The organism is Spirosoma arcticum (assembly GCF_054779955.1).
This window is the reverse complement of record NZ_BAAGXG010000003.1, coordinates 496,971-513,951: the sequence shown is the minus strand read 5'-3', so window position 1 is coordinate 513,951 and position 16,981 is coordinate 496,971. Positions and strand designations below refer to the sequence as shown.

The window sequence follows — 16,981 nt, the reverse complement described above, 5'->3', positions numbered from 1 at the left end:
CATGGAGACGTATGGGATGAGTATAGCATAGTCAAAATCAAGTTCTATCGGTATTGAAAAGCGGCTAAGAGGCAGCAAGGCTAACCCTGATCGTACCTATTTCTACATTACATACATGAAAAAGCAATTGTCCTTGTTTTTGATTTCTGTTCTGGCCACCGTAGGAATGATTGCCTTCATATCCTGCCCCAATGACCTGGGCGTCGTAAAAATTAAGACAGGACTTATCGCAGGCACCCGTAGCAAAAGCGGAGCTGTTCATATTTTTAGGGGAATTCCCTTTGCCGCTCCGCCGGTTGGCGACCTGCGCTGGAGATCACCCCAGCCGGTTGCCTCCTGGACGGGGGTTCGTACCTGCGATACGTTTGGACCGAGTCCGATGCAGCGTTCTCCCTCGGCGTTCGGCCCCTGGAGTGCCGAATTTTTAATTCCCCAACGGCCAATCAGCGAAGATTGTCTTTACCTTAACGTGTGGACGGGGGCCAAATCAGATCGTGAAAAACGACCCGTGCTCGTTTGGATTTACGGCGGAGGATTTAGCAGTGGAGGCAGTTCCGTTCCAATTTATGACGGCGAAGCGGTGGCCAGCAAGGGCGTCATTTTTGTCAGTATTAATTACCGGGTAGGGCCGTTTGGTTTCTTTGCCCATCCGGAACTGAGCCAAGAATCGGGGGAATCCACCGCACCGGCCGGTACGCCGGAGCGGGACCGGCCGGTGCGCAACGCGTCGGGAAATTATGGCCTGATGGATCAGATTGCGGCCTTGCAATGGGTCAACCAAAATATTGCCTACTTCGGCGGTGACCCAACCAACGTAACCATTGCGGGGCAGTCGGCCGGTTCCATGAGCGTTAATTGTCTGGTAGCCTCCCCGGTGGCCAAAAATCTGTTCAAAAGGGCGATTGCGCAAAGCGGGGCTAATTTCACGAATCCGCCTATAACGCTTCGGCAAGCGGAGGAAGCCGGTCTTAAACTGGCGCAGTCGGCCGGGGCTTCATCGCTGCGGGAACTCCGGGCGAAACCCGCTGAGGAAATTCTCCAAAAAATGCCGGGCCAGTTCCCTATTGTTGACGGTTATGTCCTACCCCAATCCGTTGCCGACATCTTCAGGGCCGGTAAACAAAATGAAGTAACGCTGCTGACGGGCTGGAATGAGGACGAAGGAATGCTTCGCGGCCCCCTAAAAAATGCGGGCACCTACCGCACAGCGATTGATCGGCAGTACGGGGCCGATGCGCAAACGGTACTACGATTTTATCCGGGTGGCACCGATGAGGAGGCTGCCAGCTCCCAGGTGAAAATGTCCAGGGATATGACCTTCGGCCTACAAAACTACATCTGGGCGGACATCCAGAGCCAGCAGGGGAAAAACGTGTATGTCTACCGGTTTACCCGGAAAGTGCCCGCTACGGGTGAGTATGCCCAGTACGGGGCGTTTCATACGGGGGAGGTAGCCTATGCCTACGACAACCTGCAATTTATTGACCATCGGCTTCGACCCCTGGAATCAGTCGATACTGAACTGGCCCGGAACATGTCGTCCTACTGGATAAACTTCGCAAAATCCGGTGACCCCAACGGTCAGCAACTTCCTCAGTGGCCTGCTTACTCGGGCAAAGACAAGCAGGTTATGGTATTCGATACCCGGATAGCGGCCAAACGATTACCGGACGGGGCCGCCCTTGATTTTCTCCGGACGATCCCGAGCAAGCGCTAACGAACGACGATCATCACCTAAGCCTGAACTATCATTTTACCGTCATGACGAAATACACATACCTATTCCTGCTCTGCTTCATTCCATCGGCAACCGTTTTCTGTCAGCCATCGCCTGATGGACTCAGAACGGGCTTCGTAACCCCACCCAATGCCGCCAAACCCCGCGTGTGGTGGCACTGGATGAACGGCAACATCACCAAAGAAGGTATCACCAAAGACCTCGAATGGATGAAGCGGGTCGGCATTGGGGGCTTCCAGAACTTCGACGCCAGCCTGTTTACGCCCAACGTAACACCCAAAAAATTAGTGTTCATGACGCCCGAATGGAAGGACGCGTTCCGGCACACGACCGAGCTGGCCCAGAAACTACAACTCGAAATGGCCATTGCCGGGTCGCCTGGCTGGAGCGTAACGGGCGGGCCGTGGGTGCAGCCGCCCGATGCCATGAAAAAATACGTCTGGACCGAAACGCGGGTAGCGGGCGGAAAACCCTTTTCTGGGAAACTGCCCCAGCCGCCGAACACAACGGGTAAATTTCAGAACGTCGCGCTGGCTGCGGATGCTTTCGGCGGGGCAGTGAGTGAGGTGCCGGGCTACTACGCCGATGCCGCCGTTATTGCCTATCGTGTACCTGCTGCCGAGAAAACTATTTCGTCGATGAATCCGAAAATTACCGCAAGTGGCGGCACGTTCAGCTTAGCCGAGTTGACCGACGGCGACTTAGCCAAGGCCAGGGAGTTGCCGCCGGTAGAAGTCGGGCAGGACGCGTGGATTCAGTACGAATTCGATAGCCCGCAGACGATCAAGGCGTTTACCATCGTAGGGTCGGCCCCGGCAGGTCCATTGGCTGAATTCAGAGGCATGCCCGACAACCGGATGCTGAAAGTGAGCGACGACGGAACCACCTTCCGCGATGTCGTCATCATCCGGGGCAGCACGATACCCCAAAGCACGATGGCTATTTTGCCCACGACGGCTAAATATTTCCGGTTTACGTTTAAAACCGAAAAGCCTGAGGTTAACACGTTTGCGGCCATGACGGGAGGCAGTACCGAACCCGGCAAGCCGCAGGGCGTACCCATCGCCGAACTCGTGCTGCACAACACCGACCGCGTGGATCTGTTCGAGCAAAAAGCCGGTTTCAGCCCCTGGAACGAAAGTACTCACTCCTTAGTGAAAGCCGACGCCGATGCCATCCCGACCGAAGACGTGGTGGACCTGACGGCCAAAATGAGCGCTGACGGTACGCTGAACTGGACGGCTCCCGCCGGGGACTGGACGGTTATGCGCCTGGGCTATTCGATTACGGGTCGCAAAAACCACCCCGCTTCGCCCGAGGCAACGGGCCTGGAGGTGGACAAGCTCGACAAGGTGGCCGTGAAAAAATACATCGACACGTACCTCGACATGTACAACGATGCTACGGGTGGTAAACTGGGCACGAAAGGGCTGGAGTACATGGTGCTGGACTCCTACGAAGCGGGCCACATGACCTGGACCAAAGCCATGCCCGAGGAATTTTTGAAACGGCGCGGCTACGCCCTCACGCCCTGGTTGCCGGTGCTGACGGGCCGGGTGGTTCGCAGTGCCGAAGCAAGCGAGAAGTTCCTGTGGGATTTCCGCAAGACCATCGGCGAGCTAATCGTTGAAAACCACTACGAGGTAATTGGCGATGCGTTGAAAGCACGGGGCATGAAACGCTACACCGAGTCGCACGAGAACGGCCGGATCTACTTAGCCGACGGCATGGACGTAAAGCGCCGGGCCGACGTACCGATGTCGGCGATGTGGACGCCGGGGAGTCTGGCCGGTGGCAATGACGAAGAAGTTCGCAGCGAAGCCGACATTCGGGAAGCGGCTTCGGTGGCGCATATCTACGGGCAGAACTTAGTAGCCGCCGAGTCGATGACCTCCATTCAGAATGCGTTTAGCTGGCACCCCGAGAAACTCAAACGCACCGCCGACCTCGAAATGGCGTCGGGCCTGAACCGGTTCGTGATTCATACGTCCGTTCACCAGCCGCTCGACGACAAAAAGCCCGGCTTTTCGCTCGGGCCTTTCGGGCAGTACTTTACCCGGCAGGAAACCTGGAGTGAACAGGCCAAACCCTGGATGGACTACTTGGGCCGGAGTTGCTACCTGCTGCAACAGGGCAAACCCGTGGTAGACGTACTCTATTACTACGGCGAGAACCACAACATCACCTCGGCATTTGCCGATAAACTGCCCGCTATCCCGGCTGGCTACGCGTTCGACTTTGCCAATGCGACGGTGTTAAAAGAAGCCCTGCGCGTTGAGGGGGGCAAGCTTATTACGCCGAGCGGTCAGCAATACCGGATGCTGGTGCTGGACGGCACATCGAATACCATGATGAGCCTAACCGCCCTGAAAAAGTTGGGTGAATTGGTCAAAGCAGGCATGAGGGTGGTAGGTGCTAAGCCTGAAGGTTCCCCCAGTCTGAGCAGTAATCCCGACGCTTTTACATACACTGCTAACGAAATCTGGAGCAGCCCGAACGTATCGACTAAGCCGATGAACGTTGTATTGAGCGAAATGGGCATTCAGAAAGACGTGGACATAACCGGCAATAAGGCTGACATTCTCTACGTACACCGACAGACTACTGATACCGACCTTTACTGGCTCGACAACCGCAGCGATGATCCCAACGAAGCTACGGTTAGCTTTCGGGTAACGGGTAAAGTTCCCAAGTTATGGCATCCCCAAACAGGCAAAACCGAAACCGTATCGTACCAGATCAAAGACGGCCGTACTATCATACCGCTCAAGTTCGAGTCCTGGGATGCCTATTTCATCGTGTTTAGCGAAAAAACGACGGTGGCTTCCTACACAAAACCGGCGGTTACAGAGTCAACCGTAGCTCAGGTGAATGGAAACTGGAAAGTGTCTTTTCAGGAAGGCCGGGGGGCACCCGCGCAGGCTACAGTCAACACGTTGGCGTCGTGGTCTGAGAATACCGACGCGGGCATCAAGTACTTTTCGGGTACTGCCACGTACGAGAATACGGTTAACCTGCCAGCAGTGGCCAGAAACGGGCGGTATGTCCTTGATTTAGGAGATGTTAAAAATATGGCCGAGGTCATTGTCAATGGAAAAAATGTGGGCATCGCCTGGAAAAAGCCTTTCCAGATCGATATAACGGAGGCCCTGAAATCCGGCGCGAACACTGTCCAAATCAAGGTCACCAACCTGTGGGTGAACCGACTCATTGGCGATGCCCAACCGGGTGTCACCAGCAAGATCACCTTCACCACCATGCCGTTCTATCAACCCGATTCGCCCCTGCTGCCGTCGGGCCTGATGGGACCGGTGCGGATTTTGTCGAAGTAATTCCTAAACGCTTAAAATCTATGTCGTCACGTCATCTTTTATTGATACTGGGCGTACTTATCAGCCCGATTATCCAGGCTCAGCAGGTCATTCGTCTGTATGAAGGCAAAGCCCCCGGCTCTGAGAGCTGGACGTGGGACGAAGCCGAGAATAACACCAATCTGTTCAAAACGCGGGTTGTTTACAACGTGAGCACCCCGACGCTGACCGCCTACCTGCCCAGCGCCGACCTGGCCACGGGCACGGCGGTGGTTATTGCGCCCGGTGGCGGGTTTCATACGCTTTCGATTGATTCCGAGGGTATCGAGGTAGCCAAGTGGCTGACCGCAAAGGGCGTAGCGGCTTTCGTGCTCAAATACCGGGTGGTGCGCAGTCTGACCAATGACCCCGTCGCCGAGCTGATGCCCAAGATGGCCGATAAGCAAAAATTAGATGCCGAGAACGCCCCGGTCATTCCTTTAGCCATTGCCGATGGCAGGCGGGCGATGGAGTATGTGCGGCAACACGCGAAGGAATTCAACATCCAATCCAACCGAATTGGGCTGATGGGCTTCTCGGCGGGTGGCACGGTGACAATGGGCGTTGGGTTTGATCACAATGCAGCCAACCGGCCCGATTTTCTGGCCCCGATTTATCCGTACCTCGGCGCGGGTGCAATTGCCCATCAGGTTGTCCCGACCGACGCGCCCCCGCTGTTTGTCTGTGCCGCTACCGACGACCAGTTGGGTCTCGCTCCTCACAGTACCAAACTATACAATGACTGGATCGCGGCTGGTAAATCGGCTGAGTTGCACATGTACCTGAAAGGCGGTCATGGGTTCGGGATGCGGAAACAGAACCTGCCCACTGACACGTGGATCGACCGGTTTGGCGACTGGCTGAAACTGAATGGGTATCTAACCGAATGAACGGAATGTCAACCCAGCAAACGCCTGACCTGCTGACCGGTAAAGTAGCCGTCGTTACCGGTGGGGCGGGGGGCATCGGCTCGGCCATCAGCCGGACGCTGGCCCAGGCTGGGGCCACCGTCGTCATGACGTATAACAGCGATTCGGTCAAGGCTAATTCGCTGCTGGAAACGTTGTCCGGCGAAGGCCACGCGGTCGTTCAGGCGTCGGTAACGGATAGTGAATCGCTGGGTAGGGTGACCCGTTTTGTGGCGCAGCGCTACGGACGGTTAGATATCTTGGTCAACAACGCGGGCGTCACGACGCCGGTGCCGCACGAGGATCTCGACGGCTTGACCGATGAGTGGATTGACCGTATTTTTATGACGAACTGGCGGGGTGCTTTTGCCATGATCCGGGCTTGTCAATCCCTTTTGGCGACGGACGAAGGCGGGTTAGTCGTCAATATCTCGTCGGTAGCGGGGCAAACGGGCATCGGTAGTAACGTGGCGTACTGTGCGTCTAAAGCAGCAATGGATTCCATGACCCGTTCCTTAGCGCGGGCATTGGCTCCCCAAATTCGGGTGGTGTCGATAGCGCCGGGCTGGGTCATGGGCGACTACGCCCGGCAGTTCGACCCGGCCTATATTCAGGCCCAAACCGACCTGACGCCGATGGGCCGCTTAGCCGTCCCCGCCGATGTAGCGAATGCCGTGCTGGCGTTAGCGACCACGCTGACGTTCACCACCGGCAGTATTATTCCCGTTGATGGCGGAAGACCATTAAGATAATTTGAGATCTTAAATCCGACATGATAAAGACACTCAAGCCGGGCGAACTGGACGACTACCATTTTCGGAACTCCGAATGGCAGCCTATCCGCCCGGCTGTGCATTTGCTGTTTCACATTAACCGGATTGAAGACATTCGCGAAAAACTCCGGTTTCCGATTCTGCCGCACCGCAAAACGCTGTACGATTTCCTTTTTCTCACCCACGGCCAGTCGAAGCGAAGCAAAGGGCTGAATGAATACCGGTTTTCGGCGAATACATTCTTTTTTCTGCCTGCCTATCAGATTTCGACCCATGAGTCGATGAGCGAAGACGCGCGTGGGTTTTTCTGTCATTTCGATCCGGGCATCGTTGAGCAGGTTTTTCCGAACAACAGCATCAGCGGGGCGTGTCCGTTTCTACAGCCGGACGGAGATCCATTAGTGCTGGTCGACCCGGCAACTGTCAACCCATTACTCAACCGGCTCGAACAGGAGTATGCCAAGCCCGAACTGACCGACTTTTCGGTGGTAGCAGTGTATCTGATGGCGCTCTTTACGGAGTTGAAGCAACTGGCTCAGCCGCCGGTTTTGGCCAAAAAGAATGCGGCATTTCGGATTACCCAATCGTACAAAAACGCGCTGTCGCTGCATATCTATAAAAAACAGCACGTTACCGAATACGCCGAACTGCTCTCGGTTACGCCCGACCACCTGAACAAATGCGTTCGGGCGATAACCGGCAAATCGGCCCAGGATTTACTGATGGACATGTTGCTGCTCGAAGCCAAAGTGCTGCTTTCGCAAACGGGGCTTTCCATTGGCGATATAGCCTATAAACTCTCTGAGAAAACGCCCAGCGATTTTACCCGCTTTTTCAAGGCCAAAACGGGCTTTACCCCCAAACAGTATAAGCAATTGACCGGCAGTATTTGACCGGCATTGTTGCGCTGTCTGATAGTCCTACCCTTACCAAACGACTATCCTGTCCTTTTCGGGTTTGTGCATTTTATCGCCCGGCTGCACGTTAAAGGCGTTGTAAAAAGGCGTGAAGTTCATCAGCGGGCCGTTCACACGCCACTTGGCCGGTGAGTGCGGATTCGTGTTTACGTACATGCCCATGAACGCGTTCCTGGTTTTTACCCGCCAGATGCGGGCTATCGAAATAAAGAACCGTTGATCGGGGGTAAAGCCATCTAATTTCGTCGTGGCCCGACCCTGCTCGGTCAATTTAAAGGCATCGTAGGCAATGGCAACCCCGGCAATGTCGGCGGTGTTTTCGCCCACGGTCAGGGCACCTTTTACGTGCACCGAATCCAGCACGGTAAACGTATTGTATTGGTCAATCACCTGCTGAGTCCTTGCTTTGAATTTGGCATAGTCGGCTTTGGTCCACCAGTTGGTCACGTTGCCGTCTTTGTCAAACTGCGCGCCCTGATCGTCGAACGAGTGCGTTATTTCGTGGCCAATGACCATGCCAATGCCGCCGTAGTTCAGCGCATCGTCGGCATTCACGTCGAAATAGGGGGGCTGTAAGATGCCCGCCGGGAAAACGATTTCATTGAGCGGAGGATTATTATACGCCGTTACCGTGGGCGGAGTCGTGTGCCATTCCGTTCGGTCGACCCGCTGACCCACTTTAGCTACGCTTTGGAGATAATCATTTTTAGCGGCCGACAACCGGTTTTCAAAGTAAGCGTCCCGTTTTACGTCCACTTTTGAATAATCCCGCCATTTGTCTGGGTAGCCGATTTTCTCGGTGAAGGCAGCCAGTTTTTCTTTTGCCCTGGTCTTGGTCGAATCGCTCATCCAATCCAGCTTGTTGATCCGGGCTTCAAAGGCCCTTTTCAGGTTGTCGACCAGGACAGCCATGCGTTTTTTGGCCTCTTCCGGGAAGTATTTTTTCACGTACAACTGGGCCAGTGCCTCGCCGAGCGAACCATCAACCGCCTGTGTCATGTCTTCGGCCCGCGTTTTCTTAACCGCCTGCCCGGTCAGAATTTTGGTGTACGCAAACGACGCATCCACAAACGGCTGGCTCAGGTACGTTGCATAGTTGGTCAGGGCACGGGCTTTTAGATAGACTTTCCAATCATCGATGGGAACGGCCGTTAACAGCGCATTCAGCTTATCATAATAAGCCGGTTGTGACACGTTGACGGAATCAGCCCGTACCCCTAAGTCGTTCAGCAACGTTGTCCAGCGCAGGGCAGGCTGTTTTTTTGCCAAATCAGCGACCGCCAGTTTATTGTAGTTGGCCTTCACGTCCCTACGTTCAATATTCGTTTTATGGGCGGTGGCCAACTGTTTTTCAATGTCATAGGCAACGGCTGCGTTTTTTTCGGCAGTAGCTGCTTCAGTCCCGGTGAGTTCAAACAGGCGGCTCAGGTAGTTACGGTATCCTTTCTGAACCGTGCCGGTTGACGAATCGGTCTTAAAATAATACTCCCGTTCTGGCAAGCCAATGCCGGTTTGACTGAACTGCGCAATATTGACCGTACTCTGCCGGTTGTCGGGGCCTACGTAGAAGCCAATGATGGATCGATCACCTACTTGCTGTTGGTCAGCCACCAGCGTTAGCAACTGGGGTACATCGTTTAGGGCATCGATTCGGACGAGCAGGGGCCTGATGGGTTCATAACCGCGTTTATTAATGGCGGCCGTATCCATGCCGGACGCATAAAAATCGCCTACCTTTTGTTCGATGCTCCCGGCCGACTGTTGGCCTGCCGAAACGCTGTCCAGGATCGCCTGTAGCCGGATGCGTTGCGGATAATTCATAAAGGAATACGAACCGACGCCGGCCTGACTATCTGGTATCCGGGCGGTATCGTTCCAGATGCCGTTGGCATACGTAAAAAAATCATCGCCGGGTTTTTTAGACCCGTCTATCCCCGTTATGACGACGCGTTTTGTTGTCGAATTAGTTGCATTTGGAATAGAACCTCGCTGACAGGCTCCGGCCAGCAACAGCATTAGCGAGAAATAGACCAGTCTTTTCATGGCTTATCGGTTACGTTTAGTTCCTGCTTTCAGAGTACACTACTGCCAAAGTTAATCAATTTGGGAGCGGAACGGCCGCTACTTTTATCCGGTTGCCAACCCGCGTTGGGTGCCAGGCCAATGCTGACCGGCTGTTTTGACTAAACCAAAAGGCATTTTGGCTAAATCGCTTTTTCAAGAAGTGATGACCTTTCTTGCATCAATAAACAGAACCATTGCTATTATGAAAGCAGTACGAATTCACCAGTTCGGCGGATCGGAGGTCATGAACGTTGAAGAGATAAAACGTCCGGTGCCCGCACCGGATGAAATTTTGGTAAACGTATACGCCAGTGGCGTGAAACCCGGTCGACTGGGTCACTCGCAATGGCGCAAATGACGCGTTGAAATCTCTTTTTAAATTGCCCATGACATTAGGCTGGGATGCGGCAGGCGTAGTAGAAGAATGGGGCAGCGACGTAACTGGCTTTCAAAAAGGCGATGCCGTATACGGGGTTCCCAACCTTCCGGTGGCAATGGCGGTTCGGGCGTGTGAGCGGGTAATGAAGCGGTTACTAACGGAGTAAAACAATGATGTCCATAAGAAATTGCCGGATTTTGCATGGTTTCTGCCGTTTGCCGCTTATCTGCGTTGCCACCCTCTCTATTAGTTTTGTATCATAAAATACATGAATCCTTAAATCATGGCGAAGAACCCGCATTATCTCTCCCAATTAGCACATATCGAGATCTATTCGCCCGATCTGGAGAAATCGGTTCATTTCCTTCGGGACATTGTTGGGCTGGACGAAACCGGGCGTGATGACGAGTCAGTCTACTTCAGAGCCTGGGGCGATTATTTTCACCATACCCTGAAAGTCACCGCCCGCGAAACGGCTGGTTTGGGGCATCTGGGCTGGCGGGCCGACAGCGCCGAAGCCTTGGAAGAGTGCGTGGCCTATCTCGAACAAACGGGGGCCGGACAGGGCTGGGTCGATGGCGACTTAGGGCACGGCCGGGCTTACCGATTCCTGTCGCCCGAGGGTCATACGCACGAGGTGTTTTGGGATGTGGTCTGGCTGCGCGAAACGGGTGAACGGGGCAGTATCTACGCCGACCGCTACGCCAGCAACCGACGCCTTGGCGTCAACCCCCGCCGGTTCGACCACGTGACGACTATGGTGGCAAAATTCCAGTACCAGAAAGAAAAGGAGTTCTGGCAAGGCATGGGCCTGAAAAACCCCGATGAGGTGCGCATGAGCGACGAGATTCCGCCCATCGGCGGGCTATGGACCATTGGCAACCTCTCGCACGACATTGCCGTATTCACCGACCCCAACATCGAACCGGACGAGGGTGTCCTGAACCACATCGCTTTCAACTTCGACAGTCGGGAGGAGGTGTTGCTGGCCCTCGATTATTTTACTGAAAAAGGCTTTAAAAGTGTGATGGGGGCACCCACGCGCCACAAAGCCGACGAGGGTTTTTTTATTTACATCATCGACCCCGGCAGCGGTGTTATTTTTGAGTTTTACGCCGGTGCCCGCCTGATTTTCGCGCCCGACCACGGCCCGGACCTGCATTATCTGAAAGACAACCCGAACGATGCCTGGGGAACGGCCAATCCGTTTGCCGAAATGGGCAAAGGCAAGAAGCTCGGCCTTACCGATGGCGTAGTTAAACCCGTTGATATTTAGTCTAATAGAACCGCACCGGCGGACCGGCTGATTGTTATGATGATTATGATAAATTAAGATCATTGTAAATCTTAGAAATCATGAAAATCTGCCAGTCCGCCGGTGCGGTTCCATCCTCCCTTTCCTTATGTGGCATTATTTCCCGGAGCACTATATGTTCTCCTACCAGCTCATTCGCATCCTGACGCAGAGTCATTATGGGGGTGGTGAGTTTAATCAGTGTTTAGAAGCGGCCTCTAAAATACAGGTCGGTAATCGACATTCGTTTTACGAAGCCTGGCACGAGCAGGGTGAAAAAGCCTTCGCCGAAGCCGAAAAAGCCGCGTCCGAAAATCGGTTCGTTACCGCACGGGCCGCTTATTTACGGGCTTCCAATTATTTGCGTACGGCCGAGTTTTTTCTGGAACTGAACGATACTGATAAATTACCGGCCTACGTCAAATCGGTCGACGCGTTCCGCAAGAGCATTGTTCTCTGGGACAACCAACCCGAGATTGTCGAAATCCCTTACGAAGAGTCCTTTCTGCCGGGTTACCTCTTCAACGCGTCGAAGGAGCTGCCCCAAAACAGCCCGCTGGTGATCATGTTTGGCGGACTGGATAGCTGCGCCGAAGAGATGTGGTACGGCCCCGGTGCCCTGCTCAACGAACGGGGCATCTCGCTGCTGGTGATCGACGGACCCGGTCAGGGGGGAGCGTTGCGGCTGAATAGCATCCATACGCGCTACGATTACGAGGTTCCGGCGACGTTGGCTTTCGACTGGGTGCTGGCTAATTACCCGATTTTCGACCCGGAGCGAATTGGTATCATGGCCGTGTCGATGGGCGGGTACATGGCGGCCCGGTCGGCGGCTTTTGAACCCCGTTTCCGGGCCTGTGCCATCTGGGGGGCTGTCTGGAGCTACTACGACATTTGGAAAAACCGCCCCGACAATCACCCGCTGGCCCCGATTGTGATGCACATCGTGGACGCGCAGACAATGGACGAGGCCCGCGAGAAACTAAAGCAGTTTACGCTCGAAGGCGTGGCGGAGAAAATAACCATGCCAACCTTCATCTCCCACGGCGAGGATGACCGGCAGAACTTCGTCGAGAACGCGTACAAAACCTACGATGCGCTGACGTGCGAAAGGTACATCAACATCGTCCCCAAGGGCAGCACGGGTTCAGCGCATTGCCACGTTGACGACTTCACCAAAGCGTTTCCGATGCTCGACTGGCTGCAGCAGGAACTTACTCAGGATTAGTAACGGCTATGATACAACAAATCAAAAAAGGAATCACCTACGCCGAATCGGGCGAAGCGGATGCACAGGTGCGGGCCACGGTTGAAGGGATGCTGACCGACGTGACCCAACGAGGTGATGCCGCCGTGCGGGAGTTGTCGGCCCGGCTCGACAACTGGTCACCGGAGAGCTTCCGGCTGTCGGCGGAGCAGATTGAGCGTATCATCGCCACGCTGCCCGAACAGGTGCTGGACGACATCCGGTTTGCGCAGACCCAAATCCGCAATTTCGCCCAAATTCAGCGCGAAGCGATCCGCGATGTGGAAGTCGAAACGTTGCCGGGCGTGATTCTGGGGCATAAAAACATTCCGGTCAACAGTGTCGGCTGTTACGTGCCGGGTGGTCGCTACCCGATGGTGGCGTCGGCGCACATGAGCGTACTGACGGCTAAAGTGGCGGGCGTGAAGCGCGTGATTGCCTGCACTCCACCGATAAAGGGCGAAATTCCAGCGGCAACGGTGGCGGCAATGCACATGGCCGGGGCCGACGAAATCTACCTGCTGGGTGGCGTTCAGGCGGTGGCGATGATGGCGCTCGGCACCGAAACCGTGCAGTCGGTCGACATGATCGTGGGACCGGGCAACGCCTACGTCGCCGAAGCTAAACGGCAGCTTTACGGCAAAGTGGGCATCGACCTGTTCGCGGGACCGACCGAAATGCTCGTCATTGCCGACGACACCACCGACGTAGAAACCTGCGCTACCGACCTGCTCGGACAGGCCGAACACGGGCCAACCTCGCCCGCCATCCTGCTGACCACCAGTCCGACCATTGCCAATGGTATTCAGGCCGAAATTGACCGCCAACTGCAAACGCTCCCGACCGCCGATGTTGCGGGTGTCGCCTGGCGCGACTATGGTCAGGTAATTCTGGTCGATACGGTGGACGAACTTATTTCGGAAGCCGACCGCATTGCCTCCGAACACGTGCAGGTAATGACGGAAAATCCGCGCCTGTTTCTGGAGCGCATGACCAACTACGGCGGCTTATTTCTGGGCGACAAAACCAACGTGGCCTACGGCGACAAGGTGATTGGCACCAACCATACATTACCTACCAAAGAAGCGGCCCGCTACACGGGGGGCTTATGGGTCGGTAAGTTTCTGAAAACCTGCACGTATCAGGAAATCAGGACGCCCGAAGCCAGTGCGCTGATTGGCGAATACTGCTCACGGCTCTGCGCCATTGAGAACTTCGCAGGCCACCAGGCGCAGGCGGATTTGCGGGTAAGAAGATATAGTGAAAGGGTGAAAGAGCGAAAGAATGAAAGCGTGCAAATGACTGGATGACGTGACTCGATTTCACGCTCTTGCTCTTTCACCCTTTCGCTCTTTCACTATATGAAACTCGTAACCTTCCAAAACCCCGAAGGCATCACCCGTGCCGGTTGGCTGACTGCTGCTGGCGTGGTCGATATGAACCAGGTGAGCAACGGCGCACTGCCCACTGACATGCTCACCTTCATTGATAACCAAGAAATCTATTTGGGGTTGATTGATGCCAACGGCTGGCGGGATTCGGCCCCAACGTATGCCCCGAGCGATGTAACATTGCTGGCTCCGCTGCCCAATCCGCGCAGCTTCCGGGATTATATCGGGTTTGAAATGCACATGCTCAATGCCTCGCGGTCGTTTGGCCACAGCATTGCCAATGCCTGGTATGAGATGCCGATTTTCTATTTCACAAATCATCAGGCGATCTACGGCCCCGACGACGATATCAAACGGCCCGCCAGGGAAACGAAGCTGGATATTGAACTGGAAATAGCCTGCATCATTGGCAAATCGGGCAGCGACATTGTGGCCGACGAAGCCCGCCCTTATATTTTCGGCTATACCGTTTTCAACGACTGGACTGCACGGGCCATTCAACGGCGCGAGATGGAAGCACCATTGGGGCCGCACAAAGGCAAAGACTTTGCCAACGCCATCGGTCCCTGCATCGTCACCGCCGACGAAATGGAACAGTACCGCTGCACCATCACCGAAGCTGATTTTCCCGAACCACTCCGCTTTCCACCGGGGCCAAAAGACCGTTTCGACCTGAAAATGCAGACCCGCATCAACGGCGTGACAGTCTGCGAAGGCAATTACAAAACCGTCCATTACAACTTCGAGCAGATGATTGAGCGGGCATCCGAAAACGGCGTAACCCTGATGCCCGGCGACGTGCTGGGTTCTGGTACGGTCGGCCGGGGGAGCCTGATCGAGAATAATTTTTCAGTCCACCGCCCGCTCGAACCCGGCGATGTGGTAGAGTTGGAAATAGAAGGCATTGGCGTCCTGCGAAACACGGTGGTTTAGCCAGTCTGGTAAAAATACGAATCAGGAATGGTAACGGAAGTCGCTATTTTGGAAATTAAACGGGGTACGCAGGCCGATTTTGAACTGGCTTTTGCAAAAGCAGAACTGGTCATCAGTCGGGCGGAGGGCTACCTCAGCCACTCGATGCAGCGGTGTCTCGAAACCGAAACCAAATACCTGCTGCTGGTGCAGTGGACCTCGCTGGAAGCGCACACGACCGGCTTTCGTCAATCGGCGTTGTTTACCGAGTGGCGGGCGTTGATCGGGCCGTTCTTCGACAAGGCACCGGTGGTTGAGCACTATGAAACCCTGAACGCTTAAACTCAACTCTCTACTTAACTATGGCAACCGCTGCAACTGTATTGATCGTGGGTGGTGGTATTGGTGGTTTGTCCGCCGGTGTGGCACTGCGGAAGATTGGTCTCGACGTCGAACTCGTTGAAATGAACCAGGAATACAACGTGTACGGCGTCGGCATCATTCAGCCGTCTAACGCGCTGCGGGCCTTAGACACGCTGGGCCTGGCCGACGCGTGCATTGCCCAGGGGTCGCCCTATTCGCATTTTAATCTCGCGCTGGCCGACGGTACCCCCATCGGTACGACGGGAACGCCCGGCATTGGCCACCTGCCCGCTCACAACGGCATCTCGCGCCGGGTGTTGCACGAGGTACTGCACAAAGGAGCCGTTGAGCAGGGTGTAACCTTCCGAATGGGACAAACTGCGACGGCCCTGCACGACACCGGCGACACGGTGAACGTAACGTTTTCGAACGGCACAACGGGCAACTATGATTTCGTGGTTGGGTCCGATGGCATCAACTCCAGCGTCCGGAAGCACCTGTTCGGCGATGCGGTCAAGCCCCGCTACACCGGGCAGTCGGTCTGGCGTTACGCCTTTGACCGCCCCGCCGACATGGACAACGCTCACATGCTGTTCGGTCGGCAGTCGAAGGTTGGCCTGGTGCCCATGACCCACAACCGGATGTACCTATTCTGCGTGACTTCGGAAGGTGACGATCCGTTTGTTGCCGAAGATGAGTTGGTCCCCCGTCTGAAAGCGCACCTGCAGGAATACCCGGCCCCGATGATTGCGGAACTCGTCGATCAGATTACTGATCCCCGCTTAGTCATTTGCCGCCCGCTCGAAACGATTCTGGTGCCTAAGCCCTGGTACAAAGGCCGGATCGTGCTCATTGGCGACGCCGTTCACGGGACGATTCCGCAGTTGGGGCAGGGGGCGTCGCTGGCTATTGAAGATGCGGTCGTGCTGGCAGAAGTGATCGGGCGGGAAACCAGCATTCCGGCGGCTTTTGAGCAGTTCATGAATCGCCGTTTCGAGCGGTGTAAAATGGTCGTGGAGGTATCCGCCCAGATCGGCGAATGGGAACAGTTAGACTGGAAAGGGCAACTGCCCGAAGGCGTCAACATCGGCCGAACCATGGGTCAGACATTAGGCGCGATGATGGCTCCGATTTAAATAGTATAGAACGCGGATAGTTATGATTTTTATGATTTAAAAATGATCTTAATTCATCATAAAAATCATAACCATCTGCCGGTCCGCCGGTGCGGTTCCATTGTCAGATTGAATTATGATTTTTTCGGTCATTGGCGAACACTTTTCGTTTGTGTTGCGGCTGTGTTCCGAAATTGAGAAGTAATCCAATTTCGAGATTAGTGGCCTTGAGATAATTGGTTAGCTGTGCTTCGTGTTCAGGGGCTAAGCCTGTTGCCGCCTTCAATTCTACGATGACACAATTAGCAACGATCAAATCGGCATAATATAATCCCACTTTTTCTGTGTCATAATACACATCGATGAGCTGCTGTGCCGGGCAAGACAAGCTCATTTTACGGATTTCTAACCGTAACGCATTTTCATAAACCTTTTTAAGAAATCCATATCCCAGTGTATTATAAACTTTGTAAAAAGCTTTCAAAATCAACTGAGTAATGTCAGAATGCAGGTAATTGGTATTCATGCTCG

Annotated in this window: 15 protein-coding genes; 13 read left to right on the top strand and 2 right to left on the bottom strand. The window is 54.7% G+C overall.

Features of this window, described 5'->3' with window-relative positions; genetic code table 11:
- Positions 1-115 precede the first annotated feature (115 nt).
- From ACYVHB_RS09300 to ACYVHB_RS09280, 5 genes are read left to right on the top strand one after another with little or no spacing between them, the layout of a single operon-like run.
- On the top strand, positions 116-1,717 hold the full coding sequence (locus ACYVHB_RS09300) for a carboxylesterase/lipase family protein (protein WP_461051431.1): 1,602 nt from the start codon (positions 116-118) through the stop codon (positions 1,715-1,717).
- A gap of 44 nt (positions 1,718-1,761) precedes the next feature.
- Positions 1,762-5,070, top strand: coding sequence for a glycosyl hydrolase (locus tag ACYVHB_RS09295; protein ID WP_461051430.1), 3,309 nt, complete (start codon positions 1,762-1,764; stop codon positions 5,068-5,070).
- A gap of 20 nt (positions 5,071-5,090) precedes the next feature.
- Positions 5,091-5,978 (top strand): alpha/beta hydrolase, encoded by an 888-nt coding sequence (locus ACYVHB_RS09290; RefSeq protein ID WP_461051429.1) that lies wholly within the window; start codon positions 5,091-5,093, stop codon positions 5,976-5,978.
- Between the two features lie 5 nt (positions 5,979-5,983).
- The gene (locus ACYVHB_RS09285; protein WP_461051428.1) at positions 5,984-6,748 is read left to right on the top strand and encodes an SDR family NAD(P)-dependent oxidoreductase; all 765 of its coding nucleotides are present in this window, start codon (positions 5,984-5,986) and stop codon (positions 6,746-6,748) included.
- A 20-nt stretch (positions 6,749-6,768) separates the two neighbouring features.
- Entirely contained in the window at positions 6,769-7,662 is an 894-nt protein-coding gene (locus ACYVHB_RS09280; RefSeq protein WP_461051427.1) for a helix-turn-helix domain-containing protein, read from the top strand.
- 33 nt (positions 7,663-7,695) lie between these two features.
- Here the strand turns inward: ACYVHB_RS09280 and ACYVHB_RS09275 are convergent, their stop codons facing one another.
- Positions 7,696-9,729, bottom strand: a complete 2,034-nt coding sequence (locus tag ACYVHB_RS09275; protein ID WP_461051426.1) for a M13 family metallopeptidase — start codon at positions 9,727-9,729, stop codon at positions 7,696-7,698.
- Positions 9,730-9,952: 223 nt separating this feature from the next.
- On the opposite strand from ACYVHB_RS09275, the gene ACYVHB_RS09270 reads away from it, so the two are divergent.
- The 8 genes from ACYVHB_RS09270 (at position 9,953) to ACYVHB_RS09235 (ending at position 16,471) form a co-directional block, all read left to right on the top strand.
- Positions 9,953-10,108 carry a hypothetical protein gene (locus ACYVHB_RS09270; protein WP_461051425.1) on the top strand — a complete coding sequence of 52 codons (156 nt, stop codon included), beginning with the start codon at positions 9,953-9,955 and terminating at the stop codon, positions 10,106-10,108.
- Positions 10,109-10,112: 4 nt separating this feature from the next.
- Positions 10,113-10,295, top strand: a complete 183-nt coding sequence (locus ACYVHB_RS09265; protein ID WP_461051424.1) for an alcohol dehydrogenase catalytic domain-containing protein — start codon at positions 10,113-10,115, stop codon at positions 10,293-10,295.
- A gap of 117 nt (positions 10,296-10,412) precedes the next feature.
- Positions 10,413-11,405 carry a VOC family protein gene (locus ACYVHB_RS09260; RefSeq protein WP_461051423.1) on the top strand — a complete coding sequence of 331 codons (993 nt, stop codon included), beginning with the start codon at positions 10,413-10,415 and terminating at the stop codon, positions 11,403-11,405.
- Positions 11,406-11,532: 127 nt separating this feature from the next.
- Positions 11,533-12,651, top strand: coding sequence for an alpha/beta hydrolase family protein (locus ACYVHB_RS09255; protein ID WP_461051422.1), 1,119 nt, complete (start codon positions 11,533-11,535; stop codon positions 12,649-12,651).
- An 8-nt stretch (positions 12,652-12,659) separates the two neighbouring features.
- Positions 12,660-13,979, top strand: a complete 1,320-nt coding sequence (gene hisD, locus ACYVHB_RS09250) for a histidinol dehydrogenase (protein ID WP_461051421.1) — start codon at positions 12,660-12,662, stop codon at positions 13,977-13,979.
- 51 nt (positions 13,980-14,030) lie between these two features.
- On the top strand, positions 14,031-14,993 hold the full coding sequence (locus ACYVHB_RS09245; protein ID WP_461051420.1) for a fumarylacetoacetate hydrolase family protein: 963 nt from the start codon (positions 14,031-14,033) through the stop codon (positions 14,991-14,993).
- Positions 14,994-15,020: 27 nt separating this feature from the next.
- Positions 15,021-15,314 (top strand): antibiotic biosynthesis monooxygenase family protein, encoded by a 294-nt coding sequence (locus ACYVHB_RS09240; RefSeq protein WP_461051419.1) that lies wholly within the window; start codon positions 15,021-15,023, stop codon positions 15,312-15,314.
- Between the two features lie 20 nt (positions 15,315-15,334).
- Positions 15,335-16,471 carry an FAD-dependent monooxygenase gene (locus tag ACYVHB_RS09235; RefSeq protein ID WP_461051418.1) on the top strand — a complete coding sequence of 379 codons (1,137 nt, stop codon included), beginning with the start codon at positions 15,335-15,337 and terminating at the stop codon, positions 16,469-16,471.
- 103 nt (positions 16,472-16,574) lie between these two features.
- On the opposite strand, the gene ACYVHB_RS09230 is transcribed toward ACYVHB_RS09235, so the two are convergent.
- Entirely contained in the window at positions 16,575-16,976 is a 402-nt protein-coding gene (locus ACYVHB_RS09230; RefSeq protein ID WP_461051417.1) for a GxxExxY protein, read from the bottom strand.
- Positions 16,977-16,981 lie beyond the last annotated feature (5 nt).